This window comes from Pedobacter polysacchareus (assembly GCF_019802255.1).
GTDB lineage: Bacteria > Bacteroidota > Bacteroidia > Sphingobacteriales > Sphingobacteriaceae > Pedobacter > Pedobacter polysacchareus.
Genome location: NZ_JAHYSS010000001.1, coordinates 739,679 through 764,998, shown reverse-complemented (window position 1 = coordinate 764,998; position 25,320 = coordinate 739,679). Strand labels below are relative to the sequence as shown.

The following is a 25,320-nucleotide window of genomic DNA, read 5'->3' as shown; positions in this document are numbered from 1 at the left end:
TTTATGAGTATTTCAACCACCAGTATAAAGAGGCCCGTTCTGGCCATCGTTATGAACCTCATGATCCTCCTTTTTGGGGTGATCGGCTATAATTTTCTGGGTGTCCGGGAATACCCGAACATTGATCCTACCGTAGTTTCGGTAAGAACTTCCTATCCTGGAGCGAATTCAGACATTATTGAGTCACAGATTACAGAACCGCTGGAAAAATCCATCAACGGAATTGACGGGATCAGGAACATTTCCTCTTCCAGTAATCAGGGAAGCAGTAACATTACCATAGAATTTAACCTGAACAAAGACATTGATGACGCGGCGAATGACGTAAGGGATAAAGTTTCCCAGGCGGCAAGGAGTTTACCGAAAGACATTGATGGGAATCCGGTAGTGAGTAAAGCGGATGCCAACTCTGATGCCATCATCACCATGACCATTCAAAGTGATAAAAGGAATGTCATGGAGCTGAGTGATTATGCAGAAAACGTGATTGCGGATCGTTTGCAAACCATTACTGGTGTCAGCAGTGTACAAATCCAGGGACAGCGGAAATATGCCATGCGCATCCGGATTTCTCCGGATAAACTGGCGGCTTATGGCTTAACCACACAAGATATTGTAACTGCCCTGAACAATGAAAACGTAGAGCTGCCTTCCGGAAAGATTACCGGAGCCAATACGGAGTTGATTGTAAAAACATTGGGTAAACTGACCAATGAAGACGAGTTCAACAACCTGATCCTGAAAAACGACGGAGATCAGGTGGTGCGTCTGAAGGACATCGGCTATGCTGCTTTAGGTTCAGAAAATGAAGAAACTATTTTAAGGGAATCGGGAAAACCAATGGTTGCAGTGGGCCTGATCCCACAGCCAGGGGCCAATTACCTGGAGATTTCCAAGGAATTCGACAAAAGATTTGAGCAGTTAAAAAAGGACATCCCAGAAGATATTAAGCTAAATATCTCTTTAGACAATACGAAGTTCATCAAGATGTCGGTGACCGAGGTTGCAGAAACCATTATGCTGTCGCTGGTCCTGGTGATCCTTATCATTTACCTGTTCTTTAGGGATTGGGCCATTGCCATTCGTCCATTAATTGACATCCCGGTATCCTTGGTGTTCACCTTCTTCATCATGTACATTTTCGGCTTCTCGATCAACGTATTGTCGCTCCTGGCGATTGTACTGGCTACTGGTCTGGTGGTGGATGACGGGATTGTGGTCACAGAAAATATTTTCAAGAAAGTCGAGGAAGGGTATTCTCCTTTCGAAGCGGCTATTAAAGGTTCCAATGAGATTTTCTTTGCGGTGATTTCGATATCGGTCACGCTGGCCGCGGTATTCTTACCGGTGATATTTTTAGAAGGATTTGTGGGCCGGCTCTTTCGGGAGTTCGGGATCGTGATCGGTGCCGCGGTCCTCATCTCGGCATTCGTATCTTTAACTTTAACACCGATGCTGAATGCCTACCTGATGAAATCAACCGGGCATAAGAAATCGAAGTTTTACAACATGACCGAGCCTTATTTTGTGAGGCTGAATGAAAGTTATGCGGAAAATCTGAATAAATTCCTGGATAAAAAATGGCTGGCTATTCCGATTATTGTAGTCTGCGTGACTGTTATTGGGCTTTTCTGGCAGTTATTACCTAAAGAAACAGCACCTTATGACGATAGAAGTGCCATCAATATGAGGGTCACTACACCTGAGGGATCTTCTTTTGAATACACGGATCGTTTTATGATGAAAATTCAGCAGATGATCAATGATTCTATTCCGGAAAAAAAGGTAAATATTACCATCACCGCTCCAGGATTTGGGGGTTCGGGATCTACGAATAGTGGTTTCATCCGGATGGGCTTAAGTGATCCGGGTGATCGTGGCAGGACGCAGGACGAGATTGCAGCCAAGCTGACCAAAATTACCAGGGGTTATACGGAAGGAAAAGTTGTTGTTACCCAGCAGCCTACCATTTCTGTGGGCCGACGCGGTGGATTGCCTGTGAACTATATCATTCAGGCACAAAACTTTGAAAAGCTTCGTGAAAAAATGCCTTTGTTTATGGATGAAGTAGCTAAAGATCCGACTTTTACGACCTCCGATGTAGACCTGAAATTTAATAAACCGGAGATTGATCTGACCATCGACCGGGATAAGGCGAGAAATCTGGGGGTATCGGTTTCTGACATTGGCCTTGCCCTGCAATTGGGATTAAGCGGACAGCGTTTCTCTTATTTCTTCATGAACGGCAAGCAATATCAGGTGATCGGGCAGTTTGAGATGAACGATCGTAAAGATCCTTTGGATTTAAGTTCAGTATATGTCAGAAATGACAAGGGCGAGCTGATCCAGATTGACAACCTGGTGACGGCAATTGAAAAAAGCAGTCCGCCGCAACTGTATAGAAATAACCGTTTCATCTCGGCTACTGTTTCCGCAGGTTTGGCTCCAGGTAAAAGTATTGGCGAAGGAATCGCAGCCATGGACCGGATTTCTGAGAAAATACTCGACGAATCTTTCTCTACAGACCTTGGTGGGGAATCCAGGGATTTCAAGGAAAGTTCTTCCAATACCATGTTTGCCTTTGGCCTAGCACTATTGTTGGTGTACCTGATTTTATCCGCACAGTTTGAAAGCTTTATTGATCCGGTCATCATCATCTTAACCGTACCAATGGCCGTTGCCGGTGCATTTTTATCGCTCTGGCTTTTCGGGCAAAGCTGGAATATCTTTAGTCAGATTGGGACGATTATGCTCATCGGTCTGGTGACCAAAAACGGGATCCTGATCGTGGAGTTTGCCAACCAGCTGAAAGAAACCGGTAAAAGCGTGCATGATGCCATCCGGGAAGCTTCCGTTTCCAGGTTAAGGCCTATTTTAATGACCAGTCTGGCGATTGCCATCGGGGCATTGCCAATTGCAATGGCCTTAGGTGCTGCTGCAAAAAGCAGGATGGGAATGGGAATTGTGATCGTTGGGGGAACCATGTTCGCCTTGATCCTGACCTTATTTGTGATCCCGGCTATTTATTCCTACTGGTCAAAGGAACACAAAGCAAATACAGAATTAGAACTTTCGCTGAAAGCCGCATTGGCAGAAGAAGCGTCAGAAAAAAACGATAAGAAATCATGATCCAGTTTCCAAGCTATCAGCTTCTAAAAAGCAAAAACCTCTTGTTCAGCATTGCCCTGTTGCTACTGGGCAGTACTGGTTTTGCACAGCAAAAACTGAGTCTGGAAGAGGCCATCAGCATTGCATTAAAGAACAATTACGACATTAAGCTCGTGAACAATGACATCCGCATTGCGAAAAACAATGTGAATCCTGGAAATGCAGGCATGTTGCCACAGCTGACCGCTGATTACAGCAAGGGTGGCAGCAAACAGAATACGGTGCAAACCGCAGCAACGGGCGTAGAGAAAAAATCGGATGGCGTAAGGAGTACCAACCAGAATTACGGCGCTTCGCTGGGCTGGACGGTTTTTGATGGCTTCCAGATGTTTGCGAATTACGACCGTTTGAAAGAATTACAGAAATTGGGAGAGGTGACTGCAAAAGGCACCATCCTGACTACCGTTGCCGATGTGATCAGTGGCTATTATGCCATTGCCAGACAGCAGCAATTGGTGATGGCCGCGGATACGTCATTAGATATTTCTAAGATGCGCTTAACCATTGCACAAAACAAACTGGCCATTGGCAGGGGATCAAAACTGGATGTACTGGCTGCAACTGTAGATTATAATGCAGACACATCTGCGTATCTGCAGCAGAAAAACCTGTTGAAAAATAGCATGGTGACTTTAAATCAGGTGATGGCCCGGGATCTTAACCTGGTTTTTGAGGTAGATGAAAATATCAGTATAGCACAAAACCTGAACTATGCGGAGCTGGCCGGTTTAACGGAACAGTTGAGTCCGACATTACAGGCGGCTTTTATCAATAAAAAGATTGCCGAGCTGGCTTTAAAACAGGTAAAAGGACAGCGCTACCCTACCATTGGTTTGAATAGTGGTTATGAGTTTTCGAATAGCACGAGTCCGACGGGATTTAACCAGAAGTTTCGCGCAAGGGGTTTCACTTATGGCGTAACGGCCAGTCTGAATCTTTTTAATGGGTTTTTACAGCGCCAGAATGAGCGCAATGCGAAAATAGAGATCAATTCTTCGGAGCTGAACCTGGAGAAAACCAGACTGGATCTGAATGCACAGCTACTGACTGCTTTTCAGAATTATCAAACCAATCTGGACTTACTGAAAGTGGAACAGCACAATCTGGACATCGCTAAACAAAATCTGGACATTACACTTGAGAAATACCGACTGGGCAGTATCGCTCCATTGGAGCTTAGAGAGGCACAAAAAAATTCTATAACGGCCATTACCCGATATTTAGATGCCCAATATCAGGCAAAATTGACAGAAATCAGCTTAAAAGAAATCAGTGGAACGTTAAATATTCAATAAGATTGTTATTTTTAGCGAATGATACTAGTAGCAGACAGCGGTTCTTCTAAAACCGATTGGATGGGATACACCCCGGAAGAAACCATTAGCTTTAGCACCCAAGGAATTAACCCTTATTTTTTGAATGCGCAGGACATATTTAAACTTTTTTCCAAGAAGAAAGAAATTGCCGCTTATGCAGATCAGGTAAAGGAAATTTACTTTTTTGGTGCTGGATGCTCTTCACCTGATAAGGTGGAAGTGATTTCTAATGGAATTTCTTCTTTTTTCACTCAGGCTTATGTTTCTGTGGAGCATGACCTGATCGGTTCTGCCTATGCCACTTGTGGTGACCAGGAAGGGTTGACCTGTATCCTGGGCACAGGCTCTAATATCTCTTATTATGATGGCAAAAACGTACACAGCGGCCATCATGGACTGGGTTATGTATTGGGTGATGAAGGTTCAGGTACCTTTTTCGGCCGCAAGATGATCACTGGCTACCTTTATGGGACCATGCCTCCGGAACTCTCTGCTGCTTTCGCTAAATCCTATCAGATCGACAAGGAAACGGTAGTGACACAATTGTATCAGATGCCTTCTCCAAATACCTATCTGGCATCGGTGAGCCGTTTTATGGCTGACCATACCGATCATCCTTATATTCAGCAGATTTTAAGGGCTGGCTTTCAGGAATTTGTAGACAGTAACATCAAAGAATACAATAATTACAAAACCTTGAATTGCCATTTTGTAGGTTCCATTGCTTTTTACTATCAGGACATCCTGAGAGAAATCTGTTTAAAGAACCATATCCATGTAGGAAAGATCTACCAGAAACCAATTACCGGAATTTACAACTACATCCTGAGAAAAGAAGGCATAACTGTTTAAGAGATCCCGATTCTTTTATTCATTTCCAGTCTGACCATCAGGGCAATTTTTTCCAGCTTTTTACGATCTTCTTCTCCGAATACGCGGGGCTTTTTATCTACGATACAAACGGCCCCAACTCTAAATCCTTCGTTGGTAGTGATGGCAGCAGCGGCATAAAAGCGCAGCCCAGACTCCCCTACATAGAGTGGATTAGACACCAATGCTGGATTCTGAATTAAATCTTCATATACGGTAACACTCTCATTTAGAATAGCCAATGAACAGAGGCTCGATCCTCGCTCCATTTCTTTGCCGGTTTGTCCATGCTGATCGGCCTTTGTCCAGACTACATCCCTATCTACGAAATTGATCATCGCAATAGGTGTCTTCATCATCGTTGCCGTAATCGCAGCCAGCTGATCAAAATAAGGTTCAGTTTTCGTATATAGTATCTTATATTTTTTTAAATTTTCCAGTCTCGCCTCTTCATTTGATGAAACTAAGACCCCCCCCAAGTTATTTTCCAATTTTTTAGATCTAGTTACCTACATTGTTTAACAATTACCATACCCCATGACATGGGTATCTCTATGGTATACAGGAAGAAAATCATATTACAAATTAATCACCCCTTTAGCACCTTTTTGCAATAACCAGGCCAGATGCAGGTAAGCTGTCCATTACTCGTATCATAAAAAACTCAAAAACAGGCAAGAAGCCCCAAATAAAATTCGGGAGATTATTACTCAGTTTGATGATTTTATAGCCTATATAACTACGCTATTGCAATTAAAATACTAATTATCCTATTAATAATATAGAGGTGCCCTCACACCAATTCAGCTATCACACTGAATATCAACCAAAAGTAATTAAATTCCTGGGTTTTCTTAAAAAAAAATAATTGTAATTGTTAACGTTCTACTTTTTCAGCTTTGCTAAATTCCCAGATGTTTTTAGCAGATTTTAGATATTCCACTCTATAACTCTCATCCGGAGGTAAAGTAAAGTGAAAGATCAGTGTAGTTTCATTAGGATCATTGGGTACAAAGCCAGGCATTAGCGTGTCTGCGACCATTTGAATATGGCTTTCTGAATGTTTCATTCACAAATCTAAGTATTGAAATCAGTAAAGTATTCATTATCAGTAAAATTTATCTTATTATTGGGGGTCATTTAGCAATGAGTTACAATGAAATCAAGATTTAGCCTCTTATTGTTTCTTCTGTTAAGTCTAAAAGGCTGGACACAGGAAAACCCGCGTTCTACGCAATACATTTTCAACAATTATTTGTTTAACCCAGCAGTTTCAGGAATAGACAACTATACAGATGTGAAATTAGGGTATAGAAATCAGTGGAAAGGATTGGAAGGCGCGCCGGTTACACAATATGTTTCTATTCATGCGCCGGTAGGTGAAGATTTTGTAAGAAGCTCGGTGAATTCTTTTTCGGGTAATGGCGACAACCCGCTGAGCCGCAGTTATGTCAACTCCTATACTGCTGCAGAGCCGCACCATGGCATTGGTTTTTATGCGCTGACGGATAAAGCGGGCCGCATCAGGCAAACGAATGTGAATGCGACATATGCGTATCACCTTGGCCTCAGTTACGACCTGAACTTATCTGTAGGCGTTTCGGCTGGATTTGCTTCCACCAGCATTGATGTGAAAAGTGTGAATGTAGAAAACAGCAGTGACCCTTTGCTGACGGCAGATTACAACAACCGGATCCGCCCAGATGTTGGCTTCGGCGTTTGGCTGTATAGTCCGCGGTTCTTTCTTGGCGGTTCTGCCAAGCAGCTCTTGGGTTACCGGGTGCCCACAGCAGTAAAAAGCACTAGTCTTTCTGCCTATCAGACCACCGTATTTTACGGAACTGCAGGGTATAAATTCTTTGTAGATGAAGATGTCGCCATGATCCCTTCGGCCCTGCTGAGTTACTGGATTTCCGCTCCTCCCACATTGGATGCGGGTTTAAAAGTGGCTTATCAGGACAAGTTCTGGATAGGTGGAAGTTACCGGAACAACGATTCCTTTTCTGCTTTGGCAGGTTTCAGCGTAGGTTCTTTCTTCAACCTCAGTTATTCTTATGATGTGACTACTTCTGCCTTAAAATCTGTGAGCAATGGCACCCATGAAATTGTGCTGGGCATTTTGCTCAATAACAGGTACCAGGCAAAATGCGCCACCAGACAATTCTAAATTTTCAAACCGGGGGCTTTTAACGCAATAAAGTTAAACTACCACCCAAAGGCTTGCAATCTGCGCGAAGGTCGATCACGTAATAATAGACACCGGCAGGCAGGTCTTTACCTCTAAATCTGCCATCAAAAGGTTTGGTGTATTGTCCCAATGATTCGTATACGAGCTGTCCGCTTCTGGTGTAAAGCTTGATATCGATATTTATCTTTTCCGGCAATCCGGTGATCATCCAGAAATCATTCATTCCATCTCCATTAGGGGTCATGGTATTCTTGATGTCCAGGTTGTCGTTGGTGACTTCCACATTCACTTTTCTAAACTCCGAAACGCAGGTCCCCAGCTTACGCCTCAAAAAGTAATCCGACGTTTTGGATACTTTGAAAATAAAGCGTCCATTGGTAGATTCCATAATCGGCATGGCATCATCTTCCTTCTGGAAGAGCTGATAAGTACCTTCTTCAGGTGCAATTACCGGCAACATGATTTCGGTAGCATAACACACCCTTAGGTCGTTCATTGCTGGTGTTGGAATGATAAAGGATGGATTGGCAACGGTAAAGACTTCGCTGATGGCCAATCCGCAATTGGTCTGGTCTTTCACCGTCAATTTATATTTTCCTTCCGGCACACCAATCAGGTCTTGCGTAGATTGCACCAATGCGCCGGCCTCATTGGTCCAGCTGAAAGTATAAGGTGCAATACCTCCATTGATCCGGACACCTTTAACCGCACCCCGCAATAAAGTACAGCCATCATCTGTGACCACCCCGCTGGAGGGTTCAATCACCAGTAAAGGGGTCAGTACAATTTCATAAGGGCCTAAGATCATTTCACAGCCATTCACATCATAGGCGAATAGGCTATACGTTCCAGGCTCCAGGTCTTTCAACTCCCGGATGGTTCCTGACCTATCTACACCCGCAATATCTTTCCATTGGAAACGAACTGGAAGCGGCGAATTGGTCTGGTAATTCAAGGTGATTTTTCCATTATTCAATCCGCAGGTTGCCGGACTGATATTGACCGTAAACTGGTATTGCGTAGGCGCAATTGCCGTCACATTGAAAAACGCTTCTTTAGTACAGCTGGCACTGCTCAGGCTGGCCAGCAGGCGGTAGCGGCCTACTTTTAGATTTTCTAAAATTGGAAGGGTAGTTCCTGATACATAACCCAGCACTTTACCCATACTGACTCCTGCCGGATCAAACCATTCGTATTGATCGGCATTGTAAATCACCACCTGGTTAATGATCCCATTGTCCCGGTTACAGGTTGTATTTCTAATGATTCCTTCCGTGATGGAAAGTGTATTCCTCACATTGATTACAAATTCCCTGCTTACTGGTGAACAGGCACCATTATCGTTTACGATGAGCTGGTACCTCCCACCTTCCTGACCTGTTAAGTCTAGCGTAGTGATCGATGTATTGAGGAACTGATTGCTGATCGCATCATATTTGTACCAGGCATAACGTGCTGTACCTGTGACATCGTCAATTGTTAATCCAGTAATTCCGCCATTACTCTGACCGCAGCTGGCATCTATAAAAGTTGCATTGCTGGTATTGATGACCGGCATTGGTTTTCTGTCGACACGAACTACAGGAGAAGTCTTCACACAGCCTGCTTCATCCCTTGCAATCACATAATAACTACCTTCCTGAAATGTCTTTTGTTTGCCTAAACCTAGTGATACACCTGTATTGTCAAACCATTCATAAGTGACCAATCCTTTTCCACGGTCCGCATTGGCTGTAAATGTAAAATTCATTTGTCCGCAGGCAGGTGGAGGAACGGAAATGGTTGCTTCTCCTAGCTTCTGATCTTTAATTTCATAAAGCGGCGCATGTTTGATCACTTTACAGCCATCATTTATTTCCAATTCGTAAAAACCTTCTTCCAGGTTCAGAATTTCCTGTGTATTACCGATTGGAACACGTGATGCATCTGGTAAAATTTTATACCATTGAAAAGTAATCCCTACCCTTGGTTCCAGTACTTTGATCGAGCCATTGCCCAGACAGGTCACAGGCTCTTCTATCGCTTCATTTGGCAGTAAATCTCCGTCTGCAAATGGCGAAGTTGTGGCATTTAACAAACTGGCTGTAGCGGTTACATTCCTATTGGCTGGCACTGGCGACTGCCACCTGCCATCAGTCCCTGAACGCACTGTGGCGAAGTATTCCTTTCCTTCACAATTCGGACAGTTGTCTGTGTAAAAAAGTTCGATCTCGGCATTTGGCGTTGCTTTTCCTGACACCGATCCGGGTTCTTTTTTTAAGAGCTGGATATAAGGCTGGAGAATATTTTTGGTCGGCATGATGCCTCCGATCACATTACAGAAGAAGCTGTTTCTGGTAATTTTTACGGGTCTGCTGGAAATCGATTCGAAGCCGTAATCATTATAGGCAATGAGGTTACCTTCTCCGGGATCACCGCCGCCCAGTGTACCTTCGCCCATGCTCTCGACCCTTACTCCGGTACCATTCTTAAGATTTTCAGTTCCTGCAGTACCTGTTCCTATTCTATTTCCGGTGATGATAAAGGAGGAATTGGTGACTGAAATCCCAACCGTTCTGTTCCCGGAAACCACATTTTTCCGCATGGTCAGATTGGAAGCCGTTGCATTGACCTTTACCCCTGCAAGTTCCAATTGGGAAGAAGAAAGAAATAAAGCCAGGCGGGAAAAGTCGGCCGTCCCGGTATAATCGGTTCCTATTTTATTATTCACCAGGTTGATTTCAAACCTGTTCGCATTATTGAATTGATTGACCCTGTTCAGCACCACGTTGAACTGATTGGCCGAGATGACGTTTCCCTCATTCGCATTGTCGCCGCCAATATTGATTGAACTCTCATCCAGGTTTCCCAGGATCCCGGTTACATTTGTTTTTGCCGTGACGCCATCATAATGAACACCTATTAAATTAGATTGGATGATGATCAGGCTGACTGCAATACTGCTATAATAATAGTTGCTCTGCAAGGAAATCCCATTGATGTTTCCGCTGATGACGTTTCCTTTTCCGGGGGCACCAATCTTGATATTCCCCGCTCTGTAGTTGACCACAATTCCTGAACCCTGAGCCTGGTTGACATTCCTTAAATCGGTAATCTTAGCAAAGTCTTTCAGGTATAAGCCATAAATTTCGACGTTGGTTACGGGAGCAAAATTGGTATAACTGGCACCGATGCTCAGGCCGGAAAAGGTAGTCCCAGGTACCTCTGGCTCCAGGATGATTTTTGCTCCGGAAACGCCTAATGGGCTCCAGTTCTGGGTACTCCCATCGATGGTCACATTGGAAGGAATTACTGGCAATGCTGTTTTCAGCCGGATGGTACGCGCACCATCATTCGCTGGTGTTCCAGGGATGCTAAACTGGATGATGTAGGGAGTCGTTCTATCCGGAGGAATATCCAGCATGGCCTGTCTTAAAGACCCCGGGCCGGCATCCAGGATATTGGTTACCTGAACCGTTTGGGCATGAGCAAGCCCGAAACAGAAGAGCAATAATACCACAATGGCATATTTAGAATAGCGCATAGTTGAAAGATAAATACCAATTTACAGTTTTACAAGAAATCTGGTAAATGTTTTTTCAACAAAGTGTTGATAATGAACTAAAAAGTAAAACCCCCGATTGATAAATCCGCTTTAAAACGGGTTTTACCAATCGGGGGTTAAACCGGGAATCTATGTTTATCTTAATTATTCTTTGTTATTGATCGCTTTAAATTCCGTGCGTCTGTTGAGTGCTCTTCCGGCAGGATTATCTTTTCCATTTTTCAAGAAATTCGGCGCAACTGGCTTGGTTGAGCCATAGCCCCTACTGATCATCCGACTTGCGGGGATCCCTCTGCTGACCAGGTAATCCACACATGATTTAGCCCTTCTATTGCTCAGGTCGAGGTTATAAGCTGGAGACCCTATGGTATCTGTATGTGCACTCAATTCGATTTCCACCAATGGGTTATCGATCATTACATTGTATACAATTTCCAACTCTGCTTTGGAAGCCTCTGTCAGCTCGGCTTTATTAAACTCATACAGGACATTATTTAAACGGATTGGTTTAGGACCATTCGGGATCAGACAAATTTCTTCAGTAATCAAGGTATCTTTCTGGGCAAGCTGATCATAGTTATAATGCAGCTTCTTAGTAAAATATTTTGTTTTTTCTGCGGTAATCTGCAGCTGTCGATTGGTATTCAGTTTAAAATTATATTTCCCATCCGAACCTGTGGTAAATTTAAATTCCTGCAGGGAATCTGATACCGTTACGATCACATTTTCCAATGGTTTTTTGGTTTCGCAGTCGATGATCTGGCCTCTCACATTCAGGAATTCACGTTTCAGGTAAAAGAGCTCCAGGCAGCACAAGGACTCTCTATCGGAACTGATGTAACCTTCCACATCATCACCATCTACAGGTGTGAAGTAAAGGTCGTCTTTGGAGGAGTTGAAAGGATAACCGAGGTTACGCGGATCCGCCCAGCTGTCAAAATCTCCTTCACTTTCATAGAAATCGAAACCACCGAGCCCTACTTTTCCATTACTGCTGTAAAGTAATTTTTTCGTTTTCACATTATAGTAAGGTGCTTCCTCATCACCGGCAGTATTGATGGTGTTCCCCATATTAACGGCCTGACCAAGGGATCCATCCGGACGGATCGCACAATACCATAAATCATATTTCCCTATCCCACCCGGGCGATCTGAAGAGAAGATCAGGTATTTACCATTTCTGCTCACGAAGGGCTGCATGGAATTGAAGCCATTGACATTTACATTTCCACCCAGTTCAACCGGTTCAGACCATGCCGAACTTTCTGTGGAGGAATTGCGGGTACTCTGGTAAATTTTTCTGTTGTCTTTGACAGTCCACACGGTCATGAACATTGTTTTCCCATTTGGGAGAAAGGCTGGTGCCGCCACATCTTTTCCTTTCAGGGTACTTGGAATTTTGCTGATCGTGATCTTTTCTTTCAATGGGTTGCCAGCAGTTTCATAAATTGCATTGACGTAAGGGCTTTCTTTCCTGGTCACCTTTGCATTGCTTTTATCATCTGAAAGGATGATACTTTTGCTTTTAGTATCTGTAGGTCTGGAGGAAGTAAAGTACAAAATACTGCCTCTCATTAAAGGGGCATAATTTGACCCTTTCTGATTGATATCGTTGTTCAATCTGCTGAGGCTGTACAATCTTGGATGGCTTACTTCAAAAAGTGCAAACTGGCAGGAAGCGATCCCTGTTTTCGCGCGTTCCTGATATTCATCCTGTTTTTTATATTTATTTTGAAAAGTCTGGAAAGCGGTAATGGCCTGATCATAATTCTGGTTGGCTCTTAAACTAACGCCATACCAGTAGTTCGCAAGATTGAATTTAGGATTACTAAAGCCAGCGGCAATTTCGTACCACTTTTCGGCATCTCTAAAGTTCTTGTACTGTCTCAAAGATTCCGCCAGTTGATAGACACAGTATTCATAATCTTCTTTCTTCGGATTGTCTGGCTGAAGCTTGCTAACGAAGCCATAAGGCACTACAAAGCCAGCGGAATCGGAAGAGATCTGTAGTGCTTTTTTATAATATTCCGCAGCAGCATAATATTCTTTATTCTGATAATATACATCTGCAACCCTTTTGCTATTGGTTACAAACTGAGCAGAAGCCATACTGGCCAGCAACATAAAAACGAGTAATATTCTAAGTTTCATGATAGGTAGGGTTATAATCTTGGGCAAAAGAAGTTAGGACCAATAATTCCTTTTCTTCTGGTAAAGGAGACAGACAATTCCAATCCACCCTGGCTTCGGGTGGCCTTATTTAGGCTTGAAGTATTGAAATCATAACTTAATCCAAATACCATATTTTTAATGTTCAGGCCGAAGAAGGCAATTGCCGCATCATCTACCCTATAGTTGGTACCAAACATCAGGTCGGCTTCTGTATTTAACATCACTTTAGCATAGGCACCAAAGGAGGTTTCTCTGGCATTCCCTTGTCTCATGTACAAAGCATTTGGTGTAATGTCCAACATATCGGTTACTCTTACCCTTGCTCCGCCATGCGCCGCATAGCGGATGGGCATTTTGACATCTGCTCCTAAAAATTTATCGTTAGGTCGGAGGATATGTGCTGCGGTGGCACCACCAAATACATTGACCGTCTGGTCTGGATTTCCATCAAAATACATCAGCCCTACATTCACATCGGGAACGAGTGAATTAGTGGCCGAGTAGTTTTCATTGATACCAAAGTTGGGGTCGTAACCGGTAACCGGGTTAAACTGACTTCCCAGCGTGATCTTGGAGGCATCAAAACTTTTGTTGAGAATCCCTGCCTGTACGCCGAAGTTGATCATATTCAATCCGGTTTGTCCGAAGTGAATCCGGTAAGCGGCAGACACCAGGGCGTTCAGGTAGTTGTAGCCGATATCGCCGGCACTCTGATTTAAAACCATGGCTCCGAAAGCTAGATTTTTAACGGGGGCCATATCGAATGACGCGCCCCCGGTTAAAAACGAATTAGAAATCGTCCCCCATTGTTGCTTTGCGTTGATAGACACTCTATAATCTCCATCAGTTACCCCCGTTAGGGCTGGGTTTAGCCATAAGGGATTGGCATAATACTGTGAGAAGTGTGGGTCTATCTGTGCGATAACCCTTTCTGTTCCCAAACTTAAAAACGCGCTTACTATAATAATTCTAATTAGGTTCTTCATTACAAATGTGTTTTTAATTATCTCAATAGGGTTATTGTTCCTTTTTTAGTTGTTTTAGTACCGTCATTCAATTCGGCTTCAAACTGGTAGACATAGACTCCATTCGGCTGTAACTGGCCTTTGTAGGTACCATCCCATCCATTCTGAATGTTGTTGGACTCGAAAAGGAACTGACCCCATTGGTTGTACACGCGCAGTCTCATTTTAGCAATTGTATTTCCGTAGACAAACAGTATATCATTTTTACCATCATTATTTGGTGTGAATGTATTTGGTATAAACACCTGGTTGCCGATTGGATTTTCTGCTTTTCCAGTTAGAGAAGCGGCATCGCTCAGCTGACAAGCCAGCTGTCCGGTTGCTCTTACTCTGATCGTTACTTGCTGATCTGGTTTCAAGCCTTCGATGGTGTGTGTGGTTCCGGGTGCTCCTGAACTTGGTGTCAGCCAGGTATTGCCATTATCAACAGACACTTCATAAGCTCTTGCCCCTGTTACTGTTGCCCATCCGAAGGTCACGCTTGTTGCTGTGGCCGACTGAACTGCGACTACCGGAGCGGTCAATTTAGGCAGGATGGTCACCACTATCGCGGTACGGCTGCTGCTGATACATCCGGTAATTGTGTTTTTACTGCCTACGTAGTAAGTAGTTGTGGCTGCCAGTACTGGTGTCGTAAAGCTATTGCCTTCTGCCAGAGGAGCACCACCAACTTCTGCACTAAACCATTGGTAAGTCAGGCTAGGGTCAGGATTGTTCACTGTCAGTACACTTGTATTTCCGCTGCAGAATGGATCGGTATTACCCGAAACAGATACTGGTGCGGCTGGTAATGCAGTTGCCGATACGACTACTGCTGTTCTGCTGGCACTGGTACAAGTTGCTGTGGCTGCTTCTGCATAGAAAGTAGTGGTACTTAAGACTGGTCCTGTGTTAAAGTTAACACCCGTTCCCAGGATTGATCCACCAGCTGCAGCGCTATACCAATTGTAGGTAACTCCATTTACGGGATTCGCTATCGTTAATACTGCCGATGAACCTGCACATGCATTTACTGCTGCCGACACTACGGAAGGCACAGTCGGTTTCACATTGACATTTACCGTTACTTTAACTCTTCCGCTGACCAGACCGCAACCCGAAGTATTGGTAGCCAGCAGGTAGAAATCTTTAGTGATTAATAGTGCCCCTGTTGAGAAAGTTGAACCGCTGCCTAGTAAGGTACCTCCAGTTGCGGCATCATACCATTCGTAATTAGTGCCTGCTCTTGGAGTTTGTACACTTAAGGTAGCTCCATCGCCTGCACACACGCCTCCTCCTGCACCATTTACAATTACCGGTACTTCCGGCAATGCATTTACGGTTAGGGTAACCATCTTACCAGTACCTGGTAGGTTTTCACATTTATTGGCTCCTTTTACCGTCACATAATAAGTGGTGGTAGTGGTAAATACCTTTTCTAATTCCGGACCTGTAAAGACCGCGTTTGTTAAATTGATATCGGTATACCAGGTAAATACCGGGCTACTTACCGTGGTACTCGATGCATTTAATTTCACCGATGTCCCTTCACAAACAGCGGTCTCTGCACCTGAAACGATAAGGTCTGCAGCCGTTGCTGGTGGGTTTACAACCAGCGTTACAATTTTGGCATTGCCCATGGTATTCTGACACCTGTTGGTACCTGCTACCGTTACATAATAAGTAGTAGTGGTGTTCACTACAGGTTCGAATACCGGACCTGTTGAAGCTATAATTGTCAGTTCAGGGTTACTATACCAGGTAAATATCGGACTGTCTACATTGTCGCTGCTTGCTGTTAATAATGCTTTGGTGCCAACACAGAATGGTGCGCTATTACCTGCAATGTTGATGTCGGTTGCTGTTGCTGGTGGGTTCACCATAACGGTGACTACCTTCGCAGTTCCTCTTACATTTTCACATTTATTGGCACCGCTTACCGTAACATAATACGTAGTAGTGGCATTCAATACTGGTTCAAACACCGGACCGCTGAAAGCAACATCCGTCAGGTCTATATCGTTGTACCAGGTAAACACCGGAGCGTTTACAGTGGTACTGCTCGCCTTTAAGGTTGCTTTAGCTCCTTTGCAATAATTGGTATTGTTACCATCAACAATGATATCTGCTGCTGTTGCAGGTGTATTCATGGTAATGGTGACTACTTTTGCATTTCCAATATTGTTTGGACATTTATTCGTTCCGCTGACCACTACATAATAAGTGGTATTTGCGGTGATTACTGGCTCGTATAATGAACCTCTGAATACTTCTTGAGTTAAACCTTCATCGGCATACCAGATGTAAGTCGGATTATCAACGCCAACACTGCTTGCGCTTAGGCTTGCTTTTGTACCTGCACAGAAAGGAGCATCTGCACCGGTTACGGTGATGTCGCTTGCAATTGCAGGTGTATTGACAGTGATCGCAACTGCTTTACCTGTTCCAGGAAGGTTTGGACATTTATTATCGCCGCTCACACTCACATAGAAAGTGGTGCTTGCGGTAACTATTGGCTCATATACTGGCCCTCTGAAAACTTCAGTTGTCAGGTTTGCATCACTATACCATACAAATGTAGGGTTGCTGATGGTGCTTGCAGCTTTCAGACTGGCTTTCGCTCCTGCGCAGAATGAAGCTTCATTTCCGGTTACGGTAATGTCATTTGCAGTTGCAGGTGTATTCACTACGATGCTCACTACTTTCGCACTCGCAGCGTTACCCAAACACAGGTTATCTCCAAACACCGTTACATAGAACGTGGTGCTGGCAGTAATGGTAGGTTCGTAAATTGCATTGCTGGATACCAATTGTGTCAATGCCGCATCAGTATACCAGGCGAATTTAGGATTGATTACTGCAGCACTGGTGCTTGCCGTTAGTGTTGCTTTTGTCGTGCCACAGAAAGGAAGGTCAGCACCGGTTACGGTAATGTCTGCTGGTGTAGCTAAAGGATTCACCGTAATGGTGATTTTTGTTCTCGCTAATGTGCTCACACATGAATTGCCATTGACCGCTTCTACGAAGAAATCATGAGCCCCTACACTCAGGTTTGCAGCAGTAGTATAAGTACTGGTATTTGAAGCCAGTACATTTCCACCTGTTAAAGCATCATACCAGTTGTAAGACACACCTGCTACTGCAGTTACTGCCAGGACAGCCGGTTGATTTGGACAGGTAGTTAATGGATTTCCTGCCACTGCTACCGGTGCATCTGGCGCAGCCAGTATCGTCACTGTTACTTTGGTTTTTGCACTTTCACAATTGTTGCGTGTAGCGGTAACATAATAATCGTAGCTACCTACAGCAAGGTTATTTGCGGTCGTGTAAGTAGGACCTGTTGCAGCGGCTGTTGCTGCTGTTCCGATATACCATTTATAAGTATAACCAGCATTAGGGTTCAGCACGCTGAGCACAGCACCGGTACCCACACAAGCGGAAGCTGTAGGGCTCGATACTTTTGGTGCAATTTGTACGCGCTGTACATAGTTCAGATCGACGGTACTCAGCACTGATGCCAGTCCTGATCTCAACCTCAATTCTACTGCATCAAATTGTTTTGCAGGCACGAAAGAAAGGATTCCTTCGCTATTATTCGTTAACAGATCAAGTTTAACTAAAGGATTACTTACCGTAATCATGTCGCCATTACTGACTAAGTTGTTATAAGTGGTCAATTCAATAGCAGACAGCAAACCTACATCCAATAGTTTACCTGGGACAGTCACACGTACACGAACGGTATCTCCGATATTCGACAGGCTGGTAAATCCAACTGTCTGATAAACTGAGGCACCTAAAACGCCCACTGGCATCACAAGTGAAGAAGCGGTAGTTGCGGAATTGTCAACTGCATTCTCAGGATTAAACAGACCTGCTAATACACCCACACCGTCTACACCTCCAGCCACTTGAACAGAAGCATATTCACAAGGTGCATCTACTGGCAGGCCAGCAGGGAGTACCGTAACTGTAGCTGTGGATCTGGTAAGAGAAACACAACCGCCTGGAATTTCTGCAGTCACATAATAGGTAGTCACGAGGTTACCCGGACCAGGATTTACAACTCCTGGAACCTGTAATACTGCGCCGGTAAAGAATGGAACAGCTTCCACATTTGAAGTGTACCATTTAAATACCGCACCGGCAGTACTTGAAGTTGCCGTCAATATTGCAGGAGCGCCAGAGCTTACCGTTACTGATGCTGGCTGCAGTACTGGATTACTTAAGTTACCTACAGTAATCGAAGCAGTTGCTTTAGTGGCAGAAGTGATTCCGCAAGAGCTGATGAAAGCTTCTACTGAATATGAAGTATTGGCTGTTACATTCTGGATGGTAAATGTCGTACCATCTTTACCTGTCTGAAGTACGCCATTACTATCGTACCACCTGTAAGTTACGCCAAGCAATGGGTCTTTTACAGAAAGTACTACATCGCTTCCTGCACAGGTTTCAACATTGGCATTTACCAGGGTTGGCACATCAGGAATTGGCGTTACCGTTACGGAAACTTTTGTTTTATAGCTGGCACAAGTTCCTGCATTCGCTGACACGTAGAAAATCGTGTTTGCGGCCACTGTTGGGCTAAACGTTGGTCCTGTTGAAAGTACCGTTGCGCCTGTGGCATCATACCAGGTATAAGTCAGGCTTGGATTTGGATTCAGCACTGTTAAAGTAACAGCCTGGTTGGCACATGCAGTTGGATTGGCAACCGTCAAGGTTGGCGCCAGCATCACTCTCTGTGCATAGTTTAAGTTTACACTAGACAAGACACCTGCAAGACCAGAATTCAAGCGTACTTCTACCTGATCAAAAGGTGCTGTTGGCACAAAAGTTAGCAGGGCCTGCGTATTGTTACTCAATAGCTGCAGGTTTACCAGCTGATTATTGACCTGAACTCCATCGTTATTACTGTTGGCTCCGTTATAGGTTCCGATTTGAATATTTGACAATAAACCAAGTGATAATAATTTACCTGGTGTATTTAATAAAACCTTAACGGTATCACCTACTGTGGAGATGCTGCCAAAATTAAGGCGCTGATAAACTGAAGCTCCCAATGCTCCTACTGGCATCAATAAAGATGATCCCGTTTGGGTATCGTTATCAAACGCAAGTTCAGGGTTAAACACTCCTGAAAGCAGGGCTACTCCGTCTACACCATGTGTTTCCGAAACTGCAGCCTGACATGGCACTGGATTTGGATTACCTCCATTGTTTACATTGATAGTGACCTGAACACGGCTTGAAGAAAGACAGCCGGTCAGGTTTGATTTTGCTTCTACAAAATAAGTGGTATTCACCATTAGTGGCGGCGTTACAAAAGTAGAGCCGGTATATACTGGCGTTGTTGAGGTTGCGTCTGTAAACCAGTTATAGGTCACATCCGGTGCAACTGGACTGATGTTTAAAATCACCGTTTGTCCGGCATTCACCGTAGTTGCAGAAGCAGTCACCTGTGGTAAAGCGATCATTGGATTTACTGTTACCGGTACCGCAGTACGGGTAGACACGCCGCATCCTGGACTGGCCGTTTCTACATAATAAGTAGTATTGGCAAATAAAGCTGGGCTGACAAATGTTGCTCCTGTGAATACAGCAGAACCTCCTGCTGGTAAAGTGTACCAGTTGTAATTTAATCCTGGTGTTGCATTATTTACGCTCAGGCTCGCAGTACTGCCGTAGCATACTGGTGGTACGCTGGCCAATACTGGTGCTGAAGGTGCAGGTGTAATGGTTATTGTAACTGGAATACGCTCTGTATTCGCACAATTATTTTTACTTACTTCTATATAATAAGTAGTGGTTGCACTTAAAACTGGAGTAGTAAAGCTTGGGCCTGTTGCCAATACCGTACCGCTGTTTGCGGTAGCGTACCATTTTAAGGTAGTCCCTCCATTTGCCGTCGCAGTCAACGTAGTGGTATTTCCTGCACAGGTAGTCTGACCTGTACTTGCTACTGTTGGGTTTGGATAGATTACGGTCGCTCCATACACATTAAGTGTACTTAATGCAGAAACCAGGGCACCAAAACGAATCTCCACCCTATCATAAGCACCGGTTGCTGCGAATGTGGCAGTCAGCCTTGATGGGTTTAACAACGAAAGGTGGATGAGTGTAGAATTTAAAGGATAGCTTTTCACTGGTGTAGTTCCGTTGAAAACGGTCACGGTAGCCCCATTCAACACACTTAAATCAGCTAATCCTACAGGGAAACCAAGATCCAGACGGATACTATCGGTTGCCACTCCAGGGTTTGCAAAGATTAAGCGCTGGTAACCCGTTGCACCTACGCCAACCGTTAAATGGATGGAAGTGAAAGTAGCTGGGTCCGCATCTGTGGAAGCACCCGCATCGGTAATGCCACACAACAAACAAACGCCATCAATTGCAGTCTGCTGACCTGTTGCCACATTACAATTGGTATTGGTTGGTAAGCCGGTTACAGTAACCGTTACCGGAACTCTGGTAGCGCTTAGACAGCCAGCGGCATTTTGAGTTTCTATATAATAAGTAGTCGTTGAATTTAATACTGGGGTAGTAAAGCTGGTACCAGTAGCTAACGCTATACCGCCAGTTGAATTGCTGAACCAGCTGATGGTATTTCCTGCATCTGCAGTAGCTTGTAAGGTAGCTGTTTGTCCGGCACTGATGATTTGGTTTTCAGTCACTACAGCTAAAGTTGCTGCTGGTCTTACCGTTACGGCAACTGGAATACGGTTACTTACTGCTGTACCAGAAACCGCTTCTACATAGTAAGTAGTATTGGCAGTTAAGGCTGGTGTAGTAAAGGAATTACCGGTAAAGATCGAGGTACTTCCTGTTGCGGCATACCAGTTATAGGTTACACCTGGAAGTACATTAGTGACGCTAAGTGTAGCCGTTGATCCAGCGCAGGTGCTGGCAGCAGCTACTGTAGGATCGCCTACATTTACTTTAATCACAAAATCTGTAGTGGTGCTATTATTGGCTGCATCTTTTGCGGTGATCTGGAAAGTAAATGTTCCGCCAGTTGCTGGTGTTCCCGACAAAGTGTTTGTTGCTGGATTGAAGCTCAATCCCGCTGGCACATTTGCCGCAGTATAAGTATAAGGTCCTGTTCCGCCAGTTACTGAAGGCAGCACTACTGGTGGATAAGCTGTGCCTACTGTACCATCAGCCAAAGCTGCAGATGGCAGTGATAAAGCACCAATAATCCTTAAAGCATAAGTATTGCTTGCCGTAGCTCCCGTCTGGTCTTTTACCGTTACAATGACGCTGTAAGCACCAGATTGCGCAGGCGTTCCTGAGATCACCCTTGTAATGGGATCAAAAGTCAGGTTTAAAGGGAGGTTAGCGATCGTATAGGTATAAGGTGAAGTTCCACCAATAGCAGACGGAATAGTTTGAGGTGTATAAGGTATCCCTACATTACCATCAGCCAAAGTAGCTGGAGGAAGTACCAATGCAGGGCCGATAGTTAGCGGATAATTATTACTTACCGTTTTTCCTTCGAAATCCGTTGCTGTAACCTGCACCGTATAGGTACCTGCAGTTGTTGGGATTCCGGAAATTTCACGGGTACTGGTATTGAATGTTAATCCTGGAGGCGTTCCTGTAGCCGCATAAGTATAGGGTGAAGTTCCGCCGATAGCAGCCGGAATGGTTTGCGCTGGATAATTGATCCCCACGGTACCATTGGCCAATGTTGCCGGAGGTAATACCAGCAGGTCTTTCACTACTAGTGTATAGTTCTGGCTGATGCTATTTCCATTGGCATCTGTGGCCGTCACTTTTACGGTATAGGTACCGGCAAGTGTTGGCGTACCTGAAATGCCAGGGTTGGTATTGTCATTATTGAAAGAAATTCCCGGAGGCGTGCCAGTGACCACATAGGTATATGGACCTGTTCCACCAGTGACTACCGGCAGCGGTTGGTTTGGATAGACTACGCTGACCACTCCATTAGGCAATGTTGCTGCTGGCAGCGCTAGTGCCGGAGTTAGTTTTAAGGTATAATCTGCAGTTGCCACACATCCTTTGCTATCTTTCGCAATCACAGAGAAAGCATAATCAGCTGGGGCAGTGGCTGCCGATGGTATTCCCGAAATCACCCCTGTACTGGACAAGCTCATTCCGGCAGGCAGCGTACCACCTGGAGCCAGCGTATAAGTAAAGGCTGGTGTTCCACCGGTAGCTGCATTAATTTGTTTGCTATAAGAAGAACCTATTGTTGCATTGTTTAAAGTAGTCGCCGCAAAAACGATTGCCGGATTCACTGTTACGGTAACCGGTACGCGGTCTGTGTTGGCACAGCCACCTCTGGCTACTTCCACATAATAAGTTGTGGTTGCAGTTAAGCCTGTTGGCGCATAAGTGTTTCCAGTAGCCAGTGCTGTTCCTCCTGTGGAGTTTGCAAACCAGCTCAGTGTGGTACCAGTTACAGGTGTTGCAGTTAAAGTTGTTCCTGCTCCGGAACAAACTGCTGTTCCGTTAGTGCTGATTACTGGATTCGGATAGATCACTTCTGCACCGTACACATTTAGTGTAGTAAGTGCTTGTACCACTCCGGAAAGTCTCAGCTCTACTCTATCATAAACTCCTCCTGCAGGTACTGTTATTTTAACGGTCTGACCATCGGGTAATAATTGCAGGTGTACCAATCCAGAGTTAATTGGGTAAGCACTTACTACGGTATTGCCATTCATGACATTCACTGTAATTCCTCCAAGTACGGAAACATCTGTCAATCCGCCTGGAACTGCCAGTGTTAAGCGGATGCTATCTGTAGCAATACCTGCGGCTGGGAAAATCAGTCGCTGATAAGCCGCAGCAAGCAAACTTACCGGCGCATGGATCGAGCTGAAATTGGTTGGGATATTGTCAACTGCAAACGTTGGGTCCACGATCGCACATCCAACACAAAGTAATCCTTCCACCCCATTCGTCTGCGCATTTGCTGTTTTACAATTCAATCCTGTACCTACCGGGGCAATGGTGACCGATATGGCGACACGATTTACACTTGGGCAGCCGCCGGCACTGATCGTTCCGGCATAGTAAGTGGTTGGCGTAGTTAGTGCTGGAGTCGTGAAGGTATTTCCTGTTGCAATCGCTGCTCCACCTGATGAGGCAGTGTACCAGCTGATCGTACTGCCTGCGGTAGTTGGAATCGCGTTTAAGGTGGCTGTTTGACCGCTGCTGATGATCACATTGTTGGTGATCACCTGTGCATCTGCAGGAATTGCATTTACCGTAAGGGTAACTGGCGTTCGGCCTGGACTTAAACAGCTGCCGTTTACGCCTTCCACGTAGAAAGTTGTGTTGGCCAATAAAGGACCGGTGGTGTAAGTGCTGCCGGAAAATACCGGAACTCCACCTGTATTGCCAGTATACCAATTGTAAACCACACCCGCTTCGGCGTTAGTTACCGTAAAGATTCCAGGTGCTCCGGAACATATTGGGTTTGCTGTTACTATTGGTAAAACCGGAATGGCTGTCAGGGTAACCGTTGCACTATCCAGGTCTGACTCTGCAGTACATCCGGTTTTTAGCGCAGACACGTAGTACGTGTAAGTTCCAGGGTTGGTTAATTGTTCTGTAAAAGTTCCATTTGTACTCGTTCCGCGCGAGACTTTTGAAGTTCCACTTTTACGGTACCAGGTATAGGTGGTACCGCTTGCTGGTGAAGTGATGCTTAAATTCACTGTATTTCCGCAGACCCCTGCTAAGGCACCGTTGGTTACACCAGCTAAAGATGGCTTTGGCACCGTTACTTCTACCTCATGAATATTTAGTCCGCCGCCAACAATGTTTGATCCGAGTGCGACTACATTACCCATGATCACCTGGATGCGATCAAAGGATCCACCAGGAGTAAAATAAATTGGAATAGGTTTTGCGTTTGCAAAAAGCCCTAATAAGTCCAGGCCTCCAAGAAGAGAACTGGCAGCCACCTGAGCTCCGACCGGTGTATTTCCATTATAGGCCTGGAATTGGATGCCATTGAATAAATTTACGGTCAATAAACTTGGTGGAACAGAGAGCCAGATTTTAGCTACTGCGTTCGCATCAGAAGATTGATTAAAGTATATGGATTGGGCAGTTGTGGAGGCAACACCAACTAAACCTGCTTTAAGTATAGAAAAAGTATTGATATTATTATCCGCAGCAAGTGCAGGGTTGGTTACCAATGGCGATAAGGTTACATTCACTCCTGTTGATTCGCCGGTGCTCGCCAGCACTGCAGTTGAACAAATTCCTGATGGAGAGATGGTAAAAGCATCATAAACATTCATGTGTATTGCTGCACCCAGAGAGACATTCAGCAGCTTTGATTTAATGCTTAATTTGACACGTATCGAGTTATAGGCTGAGGAGGAAGTAACGGCAAAATAAGTCTTACCATCCGTATCCTGAACTACGGTAGCCTGTACATTCTCTACAGGAATGAGGGTTCCATCCGAGGCTGAAGTAGCACCGGTATAAGCTTCAAATTTTACTAAGTTATTTTTGATCAGTCCGGTGAGATTCCCTACAATTTGCAATAGATCCAAACTGACTCCGGTAATGGTAGGGGTATCAAACCGTATATACGTAGTTTTTCCTGCAGCTACTGGCTGAGGGTATTTCAATTGCATCCAGGCTTCTCCGTTATTACCTACTATAGCAATACTGAAAAAGTTGGCATTCATGGTGGCGAATGTCCCGCTACCTCCTGTCGTTGCGTTTGCCGGATTATCTACAGAACCTCCTGAGGCGTTTACAGTAGGGTCCCCTTCGATGCCTAGCAGTACCGGATAAGCAAATGCACCAGTTGAGGGTGTTACTGTTGCATAATTTTTGACCTGTGCATACGATTTGAAATTATTTAGCGTTAGAAAGATACAACTTATAAGAATAAATTTTATTACCTTTAAGTTTCTAAGCTTTCCCGAATGGGTAGATGTAGATTTCATAGGAGCGGAATTGGGACGATTAAATTTTACTTTAGTGCAATTTTAATCATACGCACGCTCCTAAGACCTGTTCGAATTGTTCATTTGCTTAAAACAAAATGATTTTCTTATTCATTTTGTT

Annotated in this window: 10 protein-coding genes; 4 read left to right on the top strand and 6 right to left on the bottom strand. The window is 44.5% G+C overall.

Features of this window, described 5'->3' with window-relative positions:
- Positions 1 to 3: 3 nt before the first annotated feature.
- The 3 genes from K7X70_RS03165 to K7X70_RS03155 are packed head-to-tail and all read left to right on the top strand — an operon-like array spanning position 4 to position 5,336.
- Entirely contained in the window at positions 4 to 3,129 is a 3,126-nt protein-coding gene (locus K7X70_RS03165) for an efflux RND transporter permease subunit (protein WP_222535682.1), read from the top strand.
- On the top strand, positions 3,126 to 4,463 hold the full coding sequence (locus K7X70_RS03160; RefSeq protein WP_222535681.1) for a TolC family protein: 1,338 nt from the start codon (positions 3,126 to 3,128) through the stop codon (positions 4,461 to 4,463). Before K7X70_RS03165 ends, K7X70_RS03160 begins: the two co-directional genes overlap by 4 nt.
- Positions 4,464 to 4,481: 18 nt before the next feature.
- Positions 4,482 to 5,336, top strand: coding sequence for an N-acetylglucosamine kinase (locus K7X70_RS03155; protein WP_255606882.1), 855 nt, complete (start codon positions 4,482 to 4,484; stop codon positions 5,334 to 5,336).
- Here the strand turns inward: K7X70_RS03155 and K7X70_RS03150 are convergent.
- Together K7X70_RS03150 and K7X70_RS03145 are read right to left on the bottom strand one after the other, a co-directional pair.
- A complete protein-coding gene (locus K7X70_RS03150; protein WP_222535680.1) occupies positions 5,333 to 5,845 on the bottom strand; it encodes a GAF domain-containing protein in 513 nt (170 codons plus the stop codon). The two genes, K7X70_RS03155 and K7X70_RS03150, sit on opposite strands and share 4 nt — an antisense overlap.
- A 386-nt stretch (positions 5,846 to 6,231) precedes the next feature.
- Complete coding sequence (locus tag K7X70_RS03145) at positions 6,232 to 6,423, bottom strand: hypothetical protein (RefSeq protein WP_222535679.1); 192 nt, start codon at positions 6,421 to 6,423, stop codon at positions 6,232 to 6,234.
- Between the two features lie 87 nt (positions 6,424 to 6,510).
- On the opposite strand from K7X70_RS03145, the gene K7X70_RS03140 reads away from it, so the two are divergent.
- Positions 6,511 to 7,521 (top strand): PorP/SprF family type IX secretion system membrane protein, encoded by a 1,011-nt coding sequence (locus tag K7X70_RS03140; RefSeq protein ID WP_222535678.1) that lies wholly within the window; start codon positions 6,511 to 6,513, stop codon positions 7,519 to 7,521.
- 19 nt (positions 7,522 to 7,540) lie between these two features.
- On the opposite strand, the gene K7X70_RS03135 is transcribed toward K7X70_RS03140, so the two are convergent.
- The 4 genes from K7X70_RS03135 to K7X70_RS03120 all read right to left on the bottom strand — a co-directional run bounded on the left by K7X70_RS03135 (position 7,541) and on the right by K7X70_RS03120 (position 25,199).
- Complete coding sequence (locus K7X70_RS03135; protein WP_222535677.1) at positions 7,541 to 11,065, bottom strand: T9SS type B sorting domain-containing protein; 3,525 nt, start codon at positions 11,063 to 11,065, stop codon at positions 7,541 to 7,543.
- A 165-nt stretch (positions 11,066 to 11,230) separates the two neighbouring features.
- Positions 11,231 to 13,237, bottom strand: a complete 2,007-nt coding sequence (locus tag K7X70_RS03130) for an OmpA family protein (protein ID WP_222535676.1) — start codon at positions 13,235 to 13,237, stop codon at positions 11,231 to 11,233.
- An 11-nt stretch (positions 13,238 to 13,248) separates the two neighbouring features.
- Positions 13,249 to 14,244, bottom strand: coding sequence for a PorP/SprF family type IX secretion system membrane protein (locus K7X70_RS03125; protein WP_062546774.1), 996 nt, complete (start codon positions 14,242 to 14,244; stop codon positions 13,249 to 13,251).
- 17 nt (positions 14,245 to 14,261) lie between these two features.
- Positions 14,262 to 25,199, bottom strand: coding sequence for an Ig-like domain-containing protein (locus K7X70_RS03120; protein ID WP_222535675.1), 10,938 nt, complete (start codon positions 25,197 to 25,199; stop codon positions 14,262 to 14,264).
- Positions 25,200 to 25,320: the final 121 nt, after the last annotated feature.